We start from the raw sequence: 14,630 nt of genomic DNA on the forward strand, positions 1-14,630 counted from the left end.
CAGCCCCATTTGATAAAGCGCTGGTAGCTATCAAAAATATAGCTATTGCGCGTGCGGTGCAGGCGCTTGTCCCAGCTTGGCCTGCACCACGGCGGCCAGCCAGTCCATCACCACGCGCACGCGCTGGGGCAGGTGGCGGCGGTGGGCGTACAGCAGCGTGACGGGCATGGGCGGCGGTGGGTGCTGCGCCAGCACCGGCACCAGCAGGCCTTGCTCTACCAGGTCTTGCGCGCCCAGCAGGGGCACCTGGATCAGGCCCAGCCCGGCCAGGCATGCGCCCAGGTAGGCCTCGGCGCTGTTCACCGTCACGCGCCCGCCCATGGGCAAAAAGGTGGTGGTGCCGCCCTCTTGCACTTCAAACCCGGCCGACCGCGTGCCCAGCGTGCTCACGTAGTGCACCAGCTCGTGCTGGGCCAGGTCTTGCAGCGTGTGCGGCGTGCCCAGGCGCGCCAGGTAGGCGGGGCTGGCGCAGGTGGCCACGGGCACCTGACCCAGGGGTCGGGCCACCAGGCCGGGCTCAGCCACCGGGCCCACGCGGATCACGCAGTCGAACCCCTCGCGCACCAGGTCCACGCGGCGGTCGGTGCTGCTCACTTCCACCTCCAGCTGCGGGTGGCGCTGCAGCAGCTCGGGCAGGCGCGGCAGCACCATGTGGCGGGCAATGCCGGTGGACATGTCGATGCGCACCCGGCCGCGCAGGGCAGTGCCCTCGGGCTGGTGGAACATGGTTTGCAGCTCGTCCACATCGTCCAGCACGTCCTTGCAGCGCTCGAAATACGCCTGCCCGTCTTGCGTGAGCTGCACGCGCCGCGTGGTGCGGTGCAGCAGGCGCGTGCCCAGTTGCGCTTCCAGTTGCTGCACGGCCAGGGAGGCGCTGGCTTTGGGAATGCCCAGCACCTGCGCGGCCTGGGTGAAGCTGCTCAGCTGCGCCACTCGGGCAAAGATCTGCATGCGGTCCAACGGGTTCATTGTTCGCCTTGTTAAGACAATGAATCTGATTTTGCGCCATTTATTCGTTTTGTTTGCGCCAATACAGTTCACCCCAGCCCGGCACATGGTGTGACTGGGCCACAGACCCCAGGACTGCACCATGACCACATCGACCCCCTCCACTGCTTCTTCCGCATCGCCCTCTACCCCCATCGTGCTCATCACCGGCGGCAGCCGGGGCCTGGGCCGCAGCGCCGCACTGGCCGCCGCCCGCACCGGCATTGACGTGGTGCTGACCTACCGCCAGCAGGCAGCCGAGGCCCAGGCCGTGGTGGCCGAGATCACCGCCCTGGGCCGCCGCGCCGTGGCCTTGCCGCTGGACGTGGGCGATGTGCGCAGCTTTGAAGGCTTTGCCGCCCAACTGACGCAGGCGCTGCAGACCCACTGGCAGCGCGAGCGCTTTGACTTCCTGGTGAACAACGCCGGGATGGGCGTGCACGCCCCCATCACCGACACCACCGAGGCGCAGTTCGATGCGCTGGTGAATGTGCACCTCAAGGGCGTTTTCTTCCTCATCCAGCGCCTGCTGCCGCTGATGAACGACGGCGGCCGCATCCTGAACCTGTCCTCGGGGCTGGCCCGCTTTGCGCTGCCGGGCTACGCCGCCTATGCGGCCATGAAGGGCGCCATCGAGGTGCTCAGCCGCTACCTGGCCAAGGAACTGGGCCCGCGAGGCATTGCGGTGAATGTGGTGGCCCCTGGCGCCATTGAGACCGACTTTGGCGGCGGCGCCGTGCGCGACAACGCGCAGCTCAACGCCTTTGTGGCCGCGCAAACGGCCCTGGGCCGCGTGGGTGTGCCGGAGGACATTGGTCCGCTGGTCGCCTCGCTGCTGCAGCCCGCCACCCGCTGGGTCAATGCGCAGCGCATCGAGGCATCGGGCGGCATGTTCCTGTAAAGCAACCCTGGGGGGTTGCGTTTGTGCCCTTAGCTCGGCGCGTGCAGTCCGCGCCGGTACTGCACCGCCTCGGCCACATGGCTCACTTCGGTGCGCTCAGCCCCGGCCAGGTCGGCAATGGTGCGGGCCACCTTCAGCGCCCGGTGCGTGCTGCGGGCCGACCAGCCCAGGCGCGCGGCCGTGGTGTTGAGGAACTTGGCGGCGGTGTCATCCAGGTGCAGGTGCTCGTCAATGGCCTGGCCCTGTAGCGCCTGGTTGGTGCTGCCTTGGCGGGCCATGGCGCGGCCACGGGCTTGCACCACGCGCTCGCGGATGGCGGCAGTGTCTTCGCCCGGCGGGGCTTTGAGCAACTGGTCGGCGGGCAGGGCAGGCACTTCCACATGCAGGTCAATGCGGTCCAGCAGGGGGCCGCTGAGCTTGCCTTGGTAGCGCGAAACCTGGTCGGGCGTGCAGCGGCAGGCGCGCTGGCTCGATCCCAGGAAGCCGCAGGGGCAGGGGTTCATGGCCGCCACCAGCTGAAAGCGTGCCGGAAAGTCCGCCCGCTGCGCCGCCCTGGCGATGGTGATGTGCCCGGTCTCCAGCGGCTCGCGCAGGGCTTCGAGCGCGGCGCGGGGGAACTCGGGCAGCTCGTCCAAAAATAAAACGCCTTGGTGGGCGAGGGAAATCTCGCCGGGCTTTGGTGGCGATCCACCCCCCACCAGCGCCACGGCGCTGGCCGTATGGTGCGGCTGCCCTGTGGGGCGCACGCCCCAGCGGCTGGGGTCAAAGCGCCCGGCCAGGCTGGCCACGGCGGCGCTTTCCAGGGCTTCGGTCACCGTCATGGGCGGCAGCAGCCCGGCAAAGCGCTGGGCCAGCATGGACTTGCCCGAGCCTGGGGGGCCCAGCATCAGCACGCTGTGCCCGCCGGCTGCGGCAATCTCCAGTGCGCGTTTGGCGGCGGCCTGGCCTTTCACATCGGCCATGTCCGGGCCTGCGGCGGCGGCACCCAGCGGTGTGGGTTGCAGGGGGCTCCAGCCGTCGTTGTCTACCTCGGCATCGCCACCGGCGCTGCTGCCGGGGGGCAAAAAGGCGCGCACCACGTCCAGCAAGTGGCGCGCCCGCACCACCAGGGCGTCGGGCACCAGGGCGGCTTCTTCGGCGCTGCCCGGGGGCAGCACCATCTGCACGCTGATTTGCTGCGCCGCCAAGGCAAGGCTGGTGGCCAGCGCGCCGCGCACAGGCCGCAACTCGCCCGATAGCGACAGCTCGCCCGCAAATTCATACCCCTGCAGGCGCTGCGCATCCACCTGCCCGCTGGCGGCCAGGATGCCCAGGGCGATGGGCAGGTCAAACCGGCCCGAATCCTTGGGCAAATCGGCGGGCGCCAGGTTCACGGTAATTCGCTTGTTGTGCGGAAACTCCAGCCCTGCATTTTGCAAAGCCGAGCGCACGCGCTCGCGGGCTTCCTTCACCTCCACATCGGCCAGGCCCACCAGCGTGAAGCTGGGCAGGCCGTTGGCCAGGTGCACCTCGACGGTGACGGCGGGGGCCTGCAGCCCCAGAAGGGCGCGGCTTTGCACCAAGGCAAGACTCATGTGTAACTTTCTCCCCAGATGGGTGCACTTGCTAAAGCGGTGGGATGTAACGGCTTGTGATTGCACCAGTCGGGTGCGTCGTCAAAAAAAGCTTGCACCGCTTTGCGCAGCCGATCAGCGCGCATTGCGGTGCATTCAATTTTGGAATGCAGCAGGCGGTGGCACGGTCCGTGCTTAAAGCCCTTGTCCCTACTTTGTCCAACCGGAGGAAACATGATTCGCACTTCCATCAAGACCCTGGGCGTTGCCCTTGTCGCTGCGCTGCCCGTGTTGGCCAGCGCGCAACTCACTGGCAATGTCAGCCTGACCACCAACTACAAGTTCCGTGGCCAGGACCAGGACACCAGCAAGGTCAAGGCCGTCAAGCCCGCGCTGCAAGGTGGTTTTGACTATACCTTTGGCGAAACCGGCTTTTACGTGGGTAACTGGAATTCCAGCGTGGATTGGCTCACAAGCAACTCGCTGGAGATGGATTTCTACGGCGGCTACAAATTCAAGGCCGGCGCGGTCGACCTGGATGTGGGTGCGCTGACCTATGCCTACCCCGGCAACTCGCTGGGCAACACCACCGAGCTGTACGGCGCCGCCACCTACGGCCCGCTGACCGCCAAGTACTCGCACACCATCTCCAAAGACTACTTCGGTTACGCCGGCAACAAGCTGGGCACGGGCCGCAAGGGCACCAACACCGGCTACCTGAACTTCGCCTTCTCTCAAGAAGTGATGCCCAAGGTCACGCTGAAGGCATCGGTGGGCTTCACCCGCTTTGCCAGCGACATCAAGGACTCGGGCGTGCCCAACTACATGGACTACAGCGTCGGCGGAGCCTATGATTTTGGCAGCGGCCTGTCACTGGGCGCCGCGGTGGTGGGTGCCAACAAGAAGGACGTCTTTGGTCCGGTCAACAAGTCGCGCGTGATCGTCACGCTTACCAAAACCCTGTAAATCTCAGCGGGCACCGCGCGTGCCCGTTGCCGGAGGACATGAACATGAAAATGGTGACAGCCATCATCAAACCCTTCAAGCTCGACGAGGTGCGTGAAGCCCTGTCGGACATGGGGGTGCAAGGCATTACGGTGACCGAGGTCAAGGGCTTTGGGCGCCAAAAGGGCCACACCGAGCTGTACCGTGGCGCTGAATACGTCGTGGACTTTCTCCCCAAGGTCAAGATCGAAGCCGCTGTGGCCGACGACCTGGTGGACCGCGTGATCGAAGCCATCGAAGGCGCTGCACGCACCGGCAAGATCGGTGACGGCAAGATCTTTGTGACCCACCTGGAGCAGGTGGTGCGCATCCGCACGGGCGAAACCGGCAAGGAAGCCCTGTAAGGGCCCGCCGCATCACACAGAGAGAAACGCCATGAAAAAACTGCTTGCTTCTTTCGTACTGGGGTTGAGCCTGTTGTCTGCCGGCACCTTGTCGCTGGCCCAGGCACCTGCCGCCGAACCCGCTGCCGCCACCGCCCCGGCCGCAGCCCCCGCTGAAGCCGCTCCGGCTCCTGCCGCCGCAGCCGCACCTGCTGCAGCCGTTGCGGCAGCCCCTGCTGCCGAGGCCGCTGCACCCGCAGCCCCCGTGCCCAACAAGGGCGACACCGCCTGGATGATGGTCTCCACCATCCTCGTGATCCTGATGGTGCTGCCCGGCCTGGCCCTGTTCTACGGCGGCCTGGTGCGCAGCAAGAACATGCTGTCCGTGCTCATGCAGATCATGGTCACGTTCTCGCTCATCACGGTGCTGTGGTTCATCTATGGCTACAGCCTGGCCTTCACCGAAGGTGGTGCCTTCATCGGCGGCTTTGATCGCCTGTTCATGAAGGGCATCTGGGACAACGCAGCGGGCACCTTTGCCAACGCCGCCACGTTCAGCAAGGGCGTCGTGATTCCTGAAATCTCGTTCGCAGCCTTCCAGGCCACGTTTGCAGGCATCACCTGCGCCCTGATCGTGGGTGCCTTTGCCGAGCGCATCAAGTTCTCTGCCGTGCTGCTGTTCATGGTGCTGTGGTTCACCTTCAGCTACCTGCCGATTGCTCACATGGTCTGGTTCTGGATGGGCCCTGACGCCTACACCGCCAAGGACGTGGTGGACGCCATGAATGGCAAGGCTGGCCAGATCTGGCAGTGGGGTGCGCTGGACTTTGCCGGCGGCACGGTGGTGCACATCAACGCTGCGGTCGCTGGCCTGGTGGGCGCCTTCATGGTGGGCAAGCGCATTGGCTACGGCAAGGAAGCCATGGCCCCTCACAGCCTGACGCTGACCATGGTGGGTGCTTCCCTGCTGTGGGTGGGCTGGTTCGGCTTCAACGCTGGCTCTGCCTTGGAAGCCAATGGCTTCGCCGCCCTGGCTTTCATCAACACGCTGGTGGCCACGGCTGCTGCGGTGTTGGCCTGGTGCACGGGTGAAGCGCTGATGCGTGGCAAGGCTTCCATGCTGGGTGCTGCCTCCGGTGCGGTGGCTGGCCTGGTGGCGGTCACGCCTGCTGCGGGCAACGTCGGTATCGGCGGCGCCTTGGTCATCGGCCTGGTGGGTGGCTTTGCCTGCCTGTGGGGTGTGCATGGCCTCAAGAAGATGCTGGGCGCTGACGACTCGTTGGACGTGTTCGGCGTGCACGGTGTGGGTGGTGTCGTGGGTGCGCTGCTGACCGGCGTGTTCAACTCCCCCGCCCTGGGCGGCCCTGGCTATGTGGCCGACTGGGTCACAGCCTCCATGGTCACTGCGGCCGATTACTCCATCGCTGCCCAGGTGTGGACACAAACCAAGGCCGTGCTGCTGACCATCGTCTGGTCTGGCGTGGTGTCGTTCATCGCCTTCAAGGTGGTGGACCTGGTGGTGGGCCTGCGTGTGTCGGAAGAAGACGAACGCGAAGGTCTGGACATCACGTCCCACGGCGAAACGGCCTACAACCGTTGATTGGGGGACCACCGGTGGCGGTATCTGGTGGTGCCGCCGCCGCCCCATGGTTTTCTAGCGAGAGTCTCCTCAAGAGTTGGGCCCACCCTGTCGGTGGGCCCTTTTTTTATGGGCGCCCCGGTGTGGCGGCCCTGGCCCGGTGGGTGGCCAGCGCAAAGAACCTGCACGGGCGTTGTTCAAAAAATTCACGCTATGTGGGGCGCCCCTGCCAAGCCGCACCCGCTACGATGCAGGCCATGGACCAAGCCCTTGCCCAGATGATCGAGCGCGTGCGCGCCGCAGCCGCAGACCACACCCCCTTGCGCATCCGGGGTGGGGGCAGCAAAGACTTCCATGGCCGCGCGCTGCAGGGCGAGGTGCTCGATACCCGTGTCTTCTCAGGCATCACCAGCTACGAGCCGAGCGAGCTGGTGGTGACCGCCCGCGCAGGCACCCCCCTGGCCGAGCTGGAGGCCGCGCTGGCCGACCAAGGCCAGTGCCTGCCCTTTGAATCCCCGCACTTTGCCCCTGGCGCCACCGTGGGCGGCATGGTGGCAGCGGGCTTGTCAGGGCCCGCACGGGCCAGCGTGGGCGCGGTGCGCGACTATGTGCTGGGCGTGGGCCTCATCAACGGGCGGGCCGAGGCGCTCACATTCGGCGGGCAGGTCATGAAGAATGTGGCGGGCTACGACGTCTCGCGCCTCATGGCGGGCGCCTGGGGCACGCTGGGGCTGCTGACAGAAGTCAGCCTCAAGGTGCTGCCCGTGGCCCCGGCCGAGGCCACGCTGCGCTTTGAATGCAACCAGGCCGATGCCCTTCGCAAGCTGCACGCCTGGGGCGGCCAGCCCCTGCCGCTGAACGCCAGCTGCTGGCTACACGACACGGCGGTGGACGCAGGCGTAGGCACCCTGTATGTGCGCCTGCGTGGTGCGGCGGCGGCGGTGGAGGCCGCCTGCAAAACCATGGGCGGCACGCGGCTGGACAACGCCGCCACCGCGCCAGACTGGGCCGCCTGCCGCGACCACACCCTGCCCTGGTTTGCCGCACGCGCCCAGCAGCCCGGCCACGCGCTGTGGCGTCTGTCGCTGCCCGCCACCGCGCCGGTGCTGACGCTGCCCGCTGCCGCCCAACCGCTGGTGGAATGGCACGGCGCGCTGCGCTGGGTGCAGGCACCGGCCCATGCGGGCGAGGCCCTGCGTGCCGCCGCCCAGGCGGCAGGTGGTAGTGCTACTGTTTTTGTAGCTGCTAGCGCTGATTCATCCAGCGCTAGCGGCCAGTTTGATCCAAAGTCTGCAGCCCTGGCGCAGATCCATGCCCGCCTCAAGCAGGCGTTTGACCCTGCGGGCATCTTCAACCCCGGCCGCCTGGCCGCCGACTGGTAAGGCGGCCGCCATGCGCCGTCTGCGCCACCTCACGGGCCACCACCGCACCGTCACCACCAACCGGGTGCTGGGCCTGCTGCTGGCGTTCAACGCCGGGGCGGTGAATGCGGGGGGCTTTTTGGTGGTGCACATGTACACCTCGCACATGACGGGCTTTCTCTCGTCGCTGGCCGACAACCTTGTGATGGGCAACATGAAGCTGGTGCTGGGGGCCGTGGGGGCGCTATGGGCCTTCCTCTCCGGTGCGGGCAGTACGGCCATCATGGTCAACTGGGCGCGCCACCACCGCCTGCGCGGCACCTACGCGCTGCCGCTGCTGCTCGAAGCTGTGCTGTTGCTGCTGTTTGGCCTCATGGGCGCCATCACGCTAGGCTGGCGCACGCCGTTTTCGGTGCCGCTCACGGTGCTGCTGCTGGCCTACCTCATGGGGCTGCAGAACGCGGTGGTCACCAAGATGTCGTCAGCCCAGATCCGCACCACCCACATGACGGGCGTGGTGACCGACCTGGGCATCGAGATGGGCAAGATGCTGTACTGGAACCGCAGTGGCACCACGCCCGATCGCCATGTGCACGCCAACCGCGAGCGGCTGCGCCTCATGGCGGGGCTGATGGGCATGTTTCTCATGGGCGGGCTGGTGGGCGCGGCGGGGTTCAAGTATGTGGGCTTCATCTTTGTGGTGCCGCTGGCGCTGGTGCTGCTCACGCTGTCGCTGCCGCCGCTTTGGGCTGACCGGGTGCGCTTGCGGCAGTTGCTCAATGCGTTGCGCAGTGGCCCCCCGGCGCTGCCACCTCCCGCCCATTTGCCTCCTCATTCGCCCCCCAATCCCCACGGCACGGCCCATGGGTCCGGCCCGCACGAAACGCGCTGAGCGGGCCTGGATGCCCCCGCGCTGTTGTTGACTCTTTCCCTAGGCACGCACCATGCAGACCCAACTCGCCCCCGAATACGCCGCCCGCGCCGATGGCCTGGAGGCCGAAGCTATCTTGCGCAAATGCGTGCACTGCGGCTTTTGCACCGCCACCTGCCCCACGTATCAGCTGCTGGGCGACGAGCTGGACGGGCCGCGTGGGCGCATTTACCTCATCAAGCAGGTGCTGGAAGGCGCTGCACCCACCCGTGCCACGCAGCGCCACCTGGACCGCTGTCTGACCTGCCGCAACTGCGAAAGCACCTGCCCCAGCGGCGTGCAATACGGCCACCTGGTGGACATTGGCCGCAAGATCGTGGACGAGAAAGTGCCCCGCCCCGTGGGCGAAAAGGCCTTGCGCTGGGCGTTGAAAGAGGGGCTACCATCGCCCCTGTTTGCCCCGGCCATGAAGGTGGGCCAGGCCCTGCGCGGAGCTTTGCCCACGGTGCTCAAGGAGAAAGTGACCACCCCGCGCAGCGCCGGTGCCTGGCCCACGCGCGAGCACGCCCGCAAGGTGATCATGCTGGCGGGCTGCGTGCAGCCGAGCATGATGCCGAACATCAACACCGCCACCGCCCGCGTGCTGGACGCTGTGGGCGTGCAAACCGTGGTGGTGGCCCAGGCCGGGTGCTGCGGCGCGGTCAAGTTCCACCTCAACGACCAGGAAGGCGGCAAGGCCCAGATGCGCGCCAACATCGACGCCTGGTGGCCGCTGGTGGACCCCGACGGAGCGGGCGGGGTGGAAGCCATCGTGATGAACGCCTCGGGCTGCGGCGTGACGGTGAAGGAATACGCCCACACCCTGAAGGATGATGCGCAGTACGCCGCCAAGGCCGAGCGCATCAGCGCCCTCACGCGCGATTTGTCGGAGCTGCTGCCCGCCATGCTGCCCGAGCTGGCCACCAAGCTGCAAGGCCGTGTGGACGCCACGCGCCAACCGGACACCCTGTACGCCTACCACCCACCCTGCACCCTGCAGCACGGGCAAAAGCTGCGCGGCGGGGTGGAGGCGCACCTGAACCAGCTGGGCTTCAAACTGCGCACGGCGCGCAACGAATCGCACCTGTGCTGTGGCTCGGCGGGCACGTACTCGGTGCTGCAGCCTGATTTGTCGCACCAGCTGCGCGACCGCAAACTGGGCGTGCTGGCCGAAGCCTTTGGCGAGCAGCCGCCCGATGTGATTCTGTCGGCCAACATCGGCTGCATCACCCACCTGCAAAGCGGCACCGGCACGCCCGTGCGGCACTGGGTGGAGGTGCTGGACGAGGCACTGGCCCCGGCCAACCGCTCTGCCGCCTGAGCCCGCGACCTCCAGGGCGCTGTTGCACTCAGCCCACGCGCGGTGCTGTTTGTCATGGCGTGGGCCGCGTCTGCACCCACAATCCAATGACAACGTTGTCTGGCCTGCGGCCAGCGCACAGGTGAGGACACGCCACAAGATGCCAAACGCACAGACCAGGGAAGACCCAGAGGATTCACACGCGGGCAGCACCGCCAACCCGGTGGCGCTGAACGCCATCGTGCGGGCCGCCGAGATCTACAGCATCGTCGCGTCGGAGGACATCGTCGATGTACGGGGCGTCAAGCTCTGGGCCAAGAACCAGCCAGTGTCGGCCAGCCTGCAGCAGCGCCTGCTCGAGCGCAAGCTCAGCAAGCCGCTCGAATCGTGCCTGGCCGCTGAAGACGGCGTGAGCCTGATCACGCTGCAGGAAGATTTTGAGCGCTTCATGGCCGAGCCCACGCCGCTGGTGCAGGGCTTGCGGCCCTGGGCCGAGGGGGTGGGCCAGCAGCTGCGCCAGCTGCCCCTGCACTCGGTGGCCCAGTTGCTGCTGACCACCGCCCTGGCCAACCGGCCCGAGATGGTGACCCACGCCGTGCAGGCCATGGCCCTCATGGGTGCGCTGGCCACCAAGTACCTGGGCCAGGCCATGGACGTGCGCATGGCCATGCTCGCCGGGCTGTTGCACGACATTGGCGAGATCTACATCCAGCCCGAGTACCTGGACCCCGGCCGCAGCATGGACCTGCTGGGCCACAAGCACCTGGTGGTGCACCCCCGCGTGGCGCAACTGCTGCTGGACAGCACCACCGACTACCCGCGCGCCATTGGCCGCGCCGTGGGTGAGCACCACGAGCGGCTCAACGGCTCGGGCTACCCAGCGCGGCTGCGCCAGCCCGAGCTTTCGCCCCTGGGCCGCATGCTGGCCGTGACCGAGGTGACCTTGGGCATCGCCCGGGCGCAGTCGGCGCCGCTGACCCGCGCCAGCTTTGCCTTGCGGGTGCTGCCCGGCGAGTTTGATCCGCAGTACATCGGCTTCATCAGCGACATGGCACGCCGCGTGGCCGAGCCCGCCGTGGCCGACGTGCCTGCACCCGCCTCGCTGGCGTGCAACCCCTTGGCCGAGATCCAGCAGCGCGCGGCATTGGCCTCTGAGCTGCACGCACAGCTACAGGCCCTGGGCGGCGAGGCCCCGGCGCTGGAGATTGCCGACATCGCCCGCACGCGGCTGGAGCGCCTGAAGGTGGCCTGGAACTCGCTGGGGTACTGGGGCGCGCAGCACGCCGAACTCACCGCGCGCGAGCGGCTGGAGCTGCACATGGCCGACCGCGAGCTGGGGCAACGCCTGCGCGATCTGGACCGCGAATGCCTGCTGCTGGCCGAGCGCGTCTCGCCGCTGGAGCGCGAGATGTTGTCGCCCTTATGGCAGTTGCTGCACTTGGAGGCGCCTCCCCAAACCCTGGTCTGATGTCCTGCCAGAGGGGCACCCAGGGTGCGCGAAAGGCCATCGGTGGCATGATGGAGGGTTTGTTGCTCCCCCGTCCCCTGAAGGACTTTGATCGCTATGACCGAATCCGTGCCTGAAGTCGTTGCCGCCCCCCTGCCCGCAGACGCTGGGGCAGCCCATGCTGGGGCAGCCCTCGCTGGGGCCGCCAGTGAGAGCGCCACCGCAACGACACCAGAAGGCGCTGCCGCCGCAGACCGCGCTGGCAACGCCGCAGGGCGTGCCGCCCGCAACCGGGGCCGCCGTGGCGGCAAAGACCGCGGTGGCCGCAACCCTGAAGGCGCGCCCGCCGCCGCCCAGGCGCCTGCCCCCCAGCGCGTGCACCCTGCACTGGAGCAGTTGGCTGGCCTGTACCCGCACTTGTTCGGCGCGGTGTTCCGCCCCCTCAAGCGCGGCATCTTCCAAGACCTGCTGGCCGCTCATCCCGAACTGTTCGAGCGCGAAGCGCTCAAGGTGGCGCTGGGCATCCACACCCGCTCGACCCGCTACCTGCAAACCGTGGCCGCTGGCGAGCAGCGCCACGACCTGCAAGGCCAGCCCGTGGAAGCCATGGCGCCCGAGCATGTGCACCATGCCCTGCTGGAGGTGTACCGCCGCCGCAAGAACCAAAAGGGCCGCCCCACCGAAGACCTGCTGCCCAAGCTGCGCAACCGCATGATCGCTGCGTTCGAGGCCTCGGGCCTCACCCGCGAGGCCTACACCGAACTGGTGGTGGGTCGCGACGTTGCTGCCAACGCCATCCTGGAAGAAGCCTTTGCCGAATGGGCCGCCCGCAATGCCAAGGCCGAAGCCCTGCTGCGCGCCTTTGAGGCCAGCGGCAGCACGCTGGAGCAGTTTGCCGACATGTACGGCATGGACCCGCGCAGCACCGGCCAGCAACTGGAGCGCGCCCGTAAGCTCGCAGCGGCCAAGGCTGCCCCACAGGCAGATGGCGGCGCCGCTGGCTGATGGATTGACCTGATGCACCCACCCTGGTGTGTGCCAGGGCGTGTCAGGGCACAGTACGGCAGGTCGGGGCGCCTGCCACCCTGCTGACATAACGGTGTCAGTAGCCCCAAGGCAGTATCCAAAACCTGTTTAAACATACAGGAGTTTGCATGTTGTGTGCCATCACGCCTTGGGCGGTGTCTGTGCCTGCATTCCGCGCGGTGGGCATTCGCACCCGTACCTCCAACCCGGCCGAGGCCGACCCCGCCACCGCGCGCATCGGCGCGCTGTGGGACCGCTTTTTCAGCGAAAGCTGGGAGCACAAGCTGCCCCCTCCGGGCAGCGATGGCCGCGTGTTCGGCGTGTACAGCCACTACGCCTCAGACCAGCACGGTGAATTTGACGTGCTGGCAGGGGTTGCTGCCCCCGCAGACCACCAAGCCATGCCCGGCGCGAGTGCGGTGGACATCGAGGCTGGTACTTACCTGGTGTTCGAATCCGAGGGCCACATGCCCCAGCTGGTGATCGACGCCTGGACAGCGGTGTGGCACTACTTTGCCGCCAACCCCCAGGTACAACGCCGCTTTGGTACCGACTTCGAGGCCTACAGCGGCCCGTATCAGGTAGCCATTCACATTGGGGTTTATGAGTCCGGGGCCGTTCCCCGTTAAGCGCTTTCGTGCCTTTCACCCCCTGGGAGCGTTGGATGTGTTCCCAGGGGCTTGTTGTCAGACAACATTCGTTACAACTGCAGGCCAGGCGTTGTTGCGGCTATCAATGTGTGTTTTTGCTATGAAAAATATAGCTGAAAAGCTAATGGGAAAGAGCGCAATCGCCATGCGGAACACTCAATGCGATGCCTTTTTTAAGGTGGCTCTTGCGGTGCTGTCACCGTTGTACCCCTATGCCATGCGTGGACAATGGCGGCCGACCGTCGGCTGGGCCGAGGTGGGCCGCTGCCATCCGCGCTGCGCTTGTGCCACCCATGCCCCTCCATGGCGGTCTGCCACAACAAGAGAGAGGGAAAAACATGGAATTGAGCAGCGGCTTCAAGAAGATTGCCTGCGTCGGGATCGGAGCGGCATTTCTGATTTTTGGCTACCAGGACTATTCCAAAAACAAGTCCTTGCACAAGCGGGGCGTAGCGGCGGTGGTCGAGCCGATCAGCAAATACACCGAGCGGTCGCGCAAGGGCTCGACCACCTACACGGCGGAGTTCGATTTCACGACGGCATCGGGGCAGAAGATCCACAAATCCAGCTCTTTCCCCAAGGAGGCGCTGGACGACTTCCAGGCGGGCAAACCGGTCAAGGTGTTCTACGATGAGCGCAACCCCTACGAGTTCGTCTTTGAAAAGGACGACCCCGCTTGGTGGCCCATGTTGTTGGGCGTGGCCATTGCCGTGGGCGGGTTGCTGCTGCTCTGATTGGCCAAACGGCGGCTTGCCTCTGGTTGGCCACTACCGTTGTGCTGAGGCAGTGAATGCGCGGAGGCTATATGCGCCGCGCTGACCGCCTGTTCCAGATCGTGCAGCTCATCCGGGGGCGGCGGCTATCGACGGCGGCATTCCTGGCGGAGCGGCTGGAAGTCTCGCAGCGCACGATTTACCGCGACGTGGCCGACCTGCAGCACCAGGGTGTGCCCATTGAGGGCGAGGCCGGTGTGGGGTACCGCCTGGGGGCGGGGTTTGAGCTGCCCCCGCTCATGTTCAGCCAGGGCGAGGCCAACGCGCTGGTGGCGGCCGCCCGCCTGGCGCAAGTGTGGCTGGACCCAGGCCTTGCGCGCGAGGTGGAGGGGGCGCTGGGCAAGATCTTGTCGGTGCTGCCCCCGGCGGCCCGGCTTGCGGCCGAGGCCCAGGCGCTGTACGCACCCATGGTGGGGCTCGATGCCCGCGCACAAGCCACGCTGCAGGCCCTTCGCGAGGCGGTGCAAAGCTGCCACGTGGTGGAGATCGACTACGCCGATGTGCAGGGCCGCCCCAGCCTGCGCAGGCTGCGGCCGCTGGGCTGCTTTTACTGGGGCAAGGTGTGGACCTTGTCGGCCTGGTGCGAGCTGCGCAGTGACTTTCGGGGCTTTCGCATCGACCGCATTGCGGCCTTCAAGGTGCTGCCCGAGCGCTTTCGGCAAGAGCCTGGCAGAACGCTGGCCGACCTGCTGCGCCAGGTGGAGGAAGAGCGCGCCTGCTGGGCCGCCGAAGCGCCGCTGCAGTGATGTGGCGGTGTTTGATTGAGCCAGAACGAACCCACTTGAACCGTTCACTGAGCGCTGTCGAAGCGCCGC

Annotated in this window: 14 protein-coding genes; 12 read left to right on the forward strand and 2 right to left on the reverse strand. The window is 66.8% G+C overall.

All coding sequences use genetic code 11. The features are described from left to right. Positions 1-42: 42 nt before the first annotated feature. Positions 43-969: a LysR family transcriptional regulator gene (locus tag CLU86_RS19040; protein WP_099742729.1), complete on the reverse strand. Its 927-nt coding sequence runs from the start codon at positions 967-969 to the stop codon at positions 43-45. Between the two features lie 121 nt (positions 970-1,090). On the opposite strand from CLU86_RS19040, the gene CLU86_RS19045 reads away from it, so the two are divergent. Next, positions 1,091-1,888 carry an SDR family NAD(P)-dependent oxidoreductase gene (locus tag CLU86_RS19045; RefSeq protein WP_099742730.1) on the forward strand — a complete coding sequence of 266 codons (798 nt, stop codon included), beginning with the start codon at positions 1,091-1,093 and terminating at the stop codon, positions 1,886-1,888. Positions 1,889-1,917: 29 nt separating this feature from the next. On the opposite strand, the gene CLU86_RS19050 is transcribed toward CLU86_RS19045, so the two are convergent. Further along, positions 1,918-3,462: a YifB family Mg chelatase-like AAA ATPase gene (locus CLU86_RS19050; RefSeq protein ID WP_099742731.1), complete on the reverse strand. Its 1,545-nt coding sequence runs from the start codon at positions 3,460-3,462 to the stop codon at positions 1,918-1,920. A gap of 213 nt (positions 3,463-3,675) precedes the next feature. Here CLU86_RS19050 and CLU86_RS19055 point away from each other — a divergent pair, with 213 nt between their 5' ends. The 11 genes from CLU86_RS19055 (at position 3,676) to CLU86_RS19105 (ending at position 14,561) form a co-directional block, all read left to right on the forward strand. Continuing rightward, positions 3,676-4,407 (forward strand): TorF family putative porin, encoded by a 732-nt coding sequence (locus CLU86_RS19055; RefSeq protein ID WP_099657481.1) that lies wholly within the window; start codon positions 3,676-3,678, stop codon positions 4,405-4,407. A 44-nt stretch (positions 4,408-4,451) separates the two neighbouring features. Next, positions 4,452-4,790, forward strand: coding sequence for a P-II family nitrogen regulator (gene glnK, locus CLU86_RS19060; RefSeq protein WP_099658948.1), 339 nt, complete (start codon positions 4,452-4,454; stop codon positions 4,788-4,790). Positions 4,791-4,821: 31 nt separating this feature from the next. Further along, a complete protein-coding gene (gene amt, locus CLU86_RS19065; protein WP_099742732.1) occupies positions 4,822-6,369 on the forward strand; it encodes an ammonium transporter in 1,548 nt (515 codons plus the stop codon). Between the two features lie 227 nt (positions 6,370-6,596). Then, on the forward strand, positions 6,597-7,730 hold the full coding sequence (gene glcE, locus CLU86_RS19070; RefSeq protein ID WP_099743706.1) for a glycolate oxidase subunit GlcE: 1,134 nt from the start codon (positions 6,597-6,599) through the stop codon (positions 7,728-7,730). A gap of 10 nt (positions 7,731-7,740) precedes the next feature. Beyond that, on the forward strand, positions 7,741-8,601 hold the full coding sequence (locus CLU86_RS19075; protein ID WP_099742733.1) for a YoaK family protein: 861 nt from the start codon (positions 7,741-7,743) through the stop codon (positions 8,599-8,601). Positions 8,602-8,653: 52 nt separating this feature from the next. Continuing rightward, positions 8,654-9,940 carry a glycolate oxidase subunit GlcF gene (gene glcF, locus CLU86_RS19080; protein ID WP_099742734.1) on the forward strand — a complete coding sequence of 429 codons (1,287 nt, stop codon included), beginning with the start codon at positions 8,654-8,656 and terminating at the stop codon, positions 9,938-9,940. Positions 9,941-10,079: 139 nt separating this feature from the next. Continuing rightward, positions 10,080-11,387 carry an HD domain-containing phosphohydrolase gene (locus CLU86_RS19085; protein WP_099742735.1) on the forward strand — a complete coding sequence of 436 codons (1,308 nt, stop codon included), beginning with the start codon at positions 10,080-10,082 and terminating at the stop codon, positions 11,385-11,387. A gap of 96 nt (positions 11,388-11,483) precedes the next feature. Further along, positions 11,484-12,371, forward strand: coding sequence for a ProQ/FINO family protein (locus tag CLU86_RS19090; protein WP_099742736.1), 888 nt, complete (start codon positions 11,484-11,486; stop codon positions 12,369-12,371). A gap of 149 nt (positions 12,372-12,520) precedes the next feature. Next, a complete protein-coding gene (locus tag CLU86_RS19095) occupies positions 12,521-13,021 on the forward strand; it encodes a GyrI-like domain-containing protein (RefSeq protein ID WP_099742737.1) in 501 nt (166 codons plus the stop codon). Positions 13,022-13,380: 359 nt separating this feature from the next. After that, complete coding sequence (locus CLU86_RS19100) at positions 13,381-13,776, forward strand: DUF3592 domain-containing protein (RefSeq protein WP_158236356.1); 396 nt, start codon at positions 13,381-13,383, stop codon at positions 13,774-13,776. 71 nt (positions 13,777-13,847) lie between these two features. After that, positions 13,848-14,561 carry a YafY family protein gene (locus CLU86_RS19105; RefSeq protein WP_099742739.1) on the forward strand — a complete coding sequence of 238 codons (714 nt, stop codon included), beginning with the start codon at positions 13,848-13,850 and terminating at the stop codon, positions 14,559-14,561. Positions 14,562-14,630 lie beyond the last annotated feature (69 nt).

It is taken from the genome of Acidovorax sp. 62, assembly GCF_002754495.1.
GTDB lineage: Bacteria > Pseudomonadota > Gammaproteobacteria > Burkholderiales > Burkholderiaceae_C > Acidovorax.

Bases quoted from the DNA above. Each gene is read 5' to 3' on its own strand.
- glnK (WP_099658948.1), top strand. From the start codon at position 4,452: ATGAAAATGGTGACAGCCATCATCAAACCCTTCAAGCTCGACGAGGTG.
- CLU86_RS19095 (WP_099742737.1), top strand. From the start codon at position 12,521: ATGTTGTGTGCCATCACGCCTTGGGCGGTGTCTGTGCCTGCATTCCGC.
- CLU86_RS19100 (WP_158236356.1), top strand. From the start codon at position 13,381: ATGGAATTGAGCAGCGGCTTCAAGAAGATTGCCTGCGTCGGGATCGGA.
- CLU86_RS19090 (WP_099742736.1), top strand. From the start codon at position 11,484: ATGACCGAATCCGTGCCTGAAGTCGTTGCCGCCCCCCTGCCCGCAGAC.
- glcE (WP_099743706.1), top strand. From the start codon at position 6,597: ATGCAGGCCATGGACCAAGCCCTTGCCCAGATGATCGAGCGCGTGCGC.
- CLU86_RS19040 (WP_099742729.1), bottom strand. From the start codon at position 969: ATGAACCCGTTGGACCGCATGCAGATCTTTGCCCGAGTGGCGCAGCTG.
- glcF (WP_099742734.1), top strand. From the start codon at position 8,654: ATGCAGACCCAACTCGCCCCCGAATACGCCGCCCGCGCCGATGGCCTG.
- amt (WP_099742732.1), top strand. From the start codon at position 4,822: ATGAAAAAACTGCTTGCTTCTTTCGTACTGGGGTTGAGCCTGTTGTCT.
- CLU86_RS19085 (WP_099742735.1), top strand. From the start codon at position 10,080: ATGCCAAACGCACAGACCAGGGAAGACCCAGAGGATTCACACGCGGGC.
- CLU86_RS19105 (WP_099742739.1), top strand. From the start codon at position 13,848: ATGCGCCGCGCTGACCGCCTGTTCCAGATCGTGCAGCTCATCCGGGGG.
- CLU86_RS19075 (WP_099742733.1), top strand. From the start codon at position 7,741: ATGCGCCGTCTGCGCCACCTCACGGGCCACCACCGCACCGTCACCACC.
- CLU86_RS19050 (WP_099742731.1), bottom strand. From the start codon at position 3,462: ATGAGTCTTGCCTTGGTGCAAAGCCGCGCCCTTCTGGGGCTGCAGGCC.
- CLU86_RS19055 (WP_099657481.1), top strand. From the start codon at position 3,676: ATGATTCGCACTTCCATCAAGACCCTGGGCGTTGCCCTTGTCGCTGCG.
- CLU86_RS19045 (WP_099742730.1), top strand. From the start codon at position 1,091: ATGACCACATCGACCCCCTCCACTGCTTCTTCCGCATCGCCCTCTACC.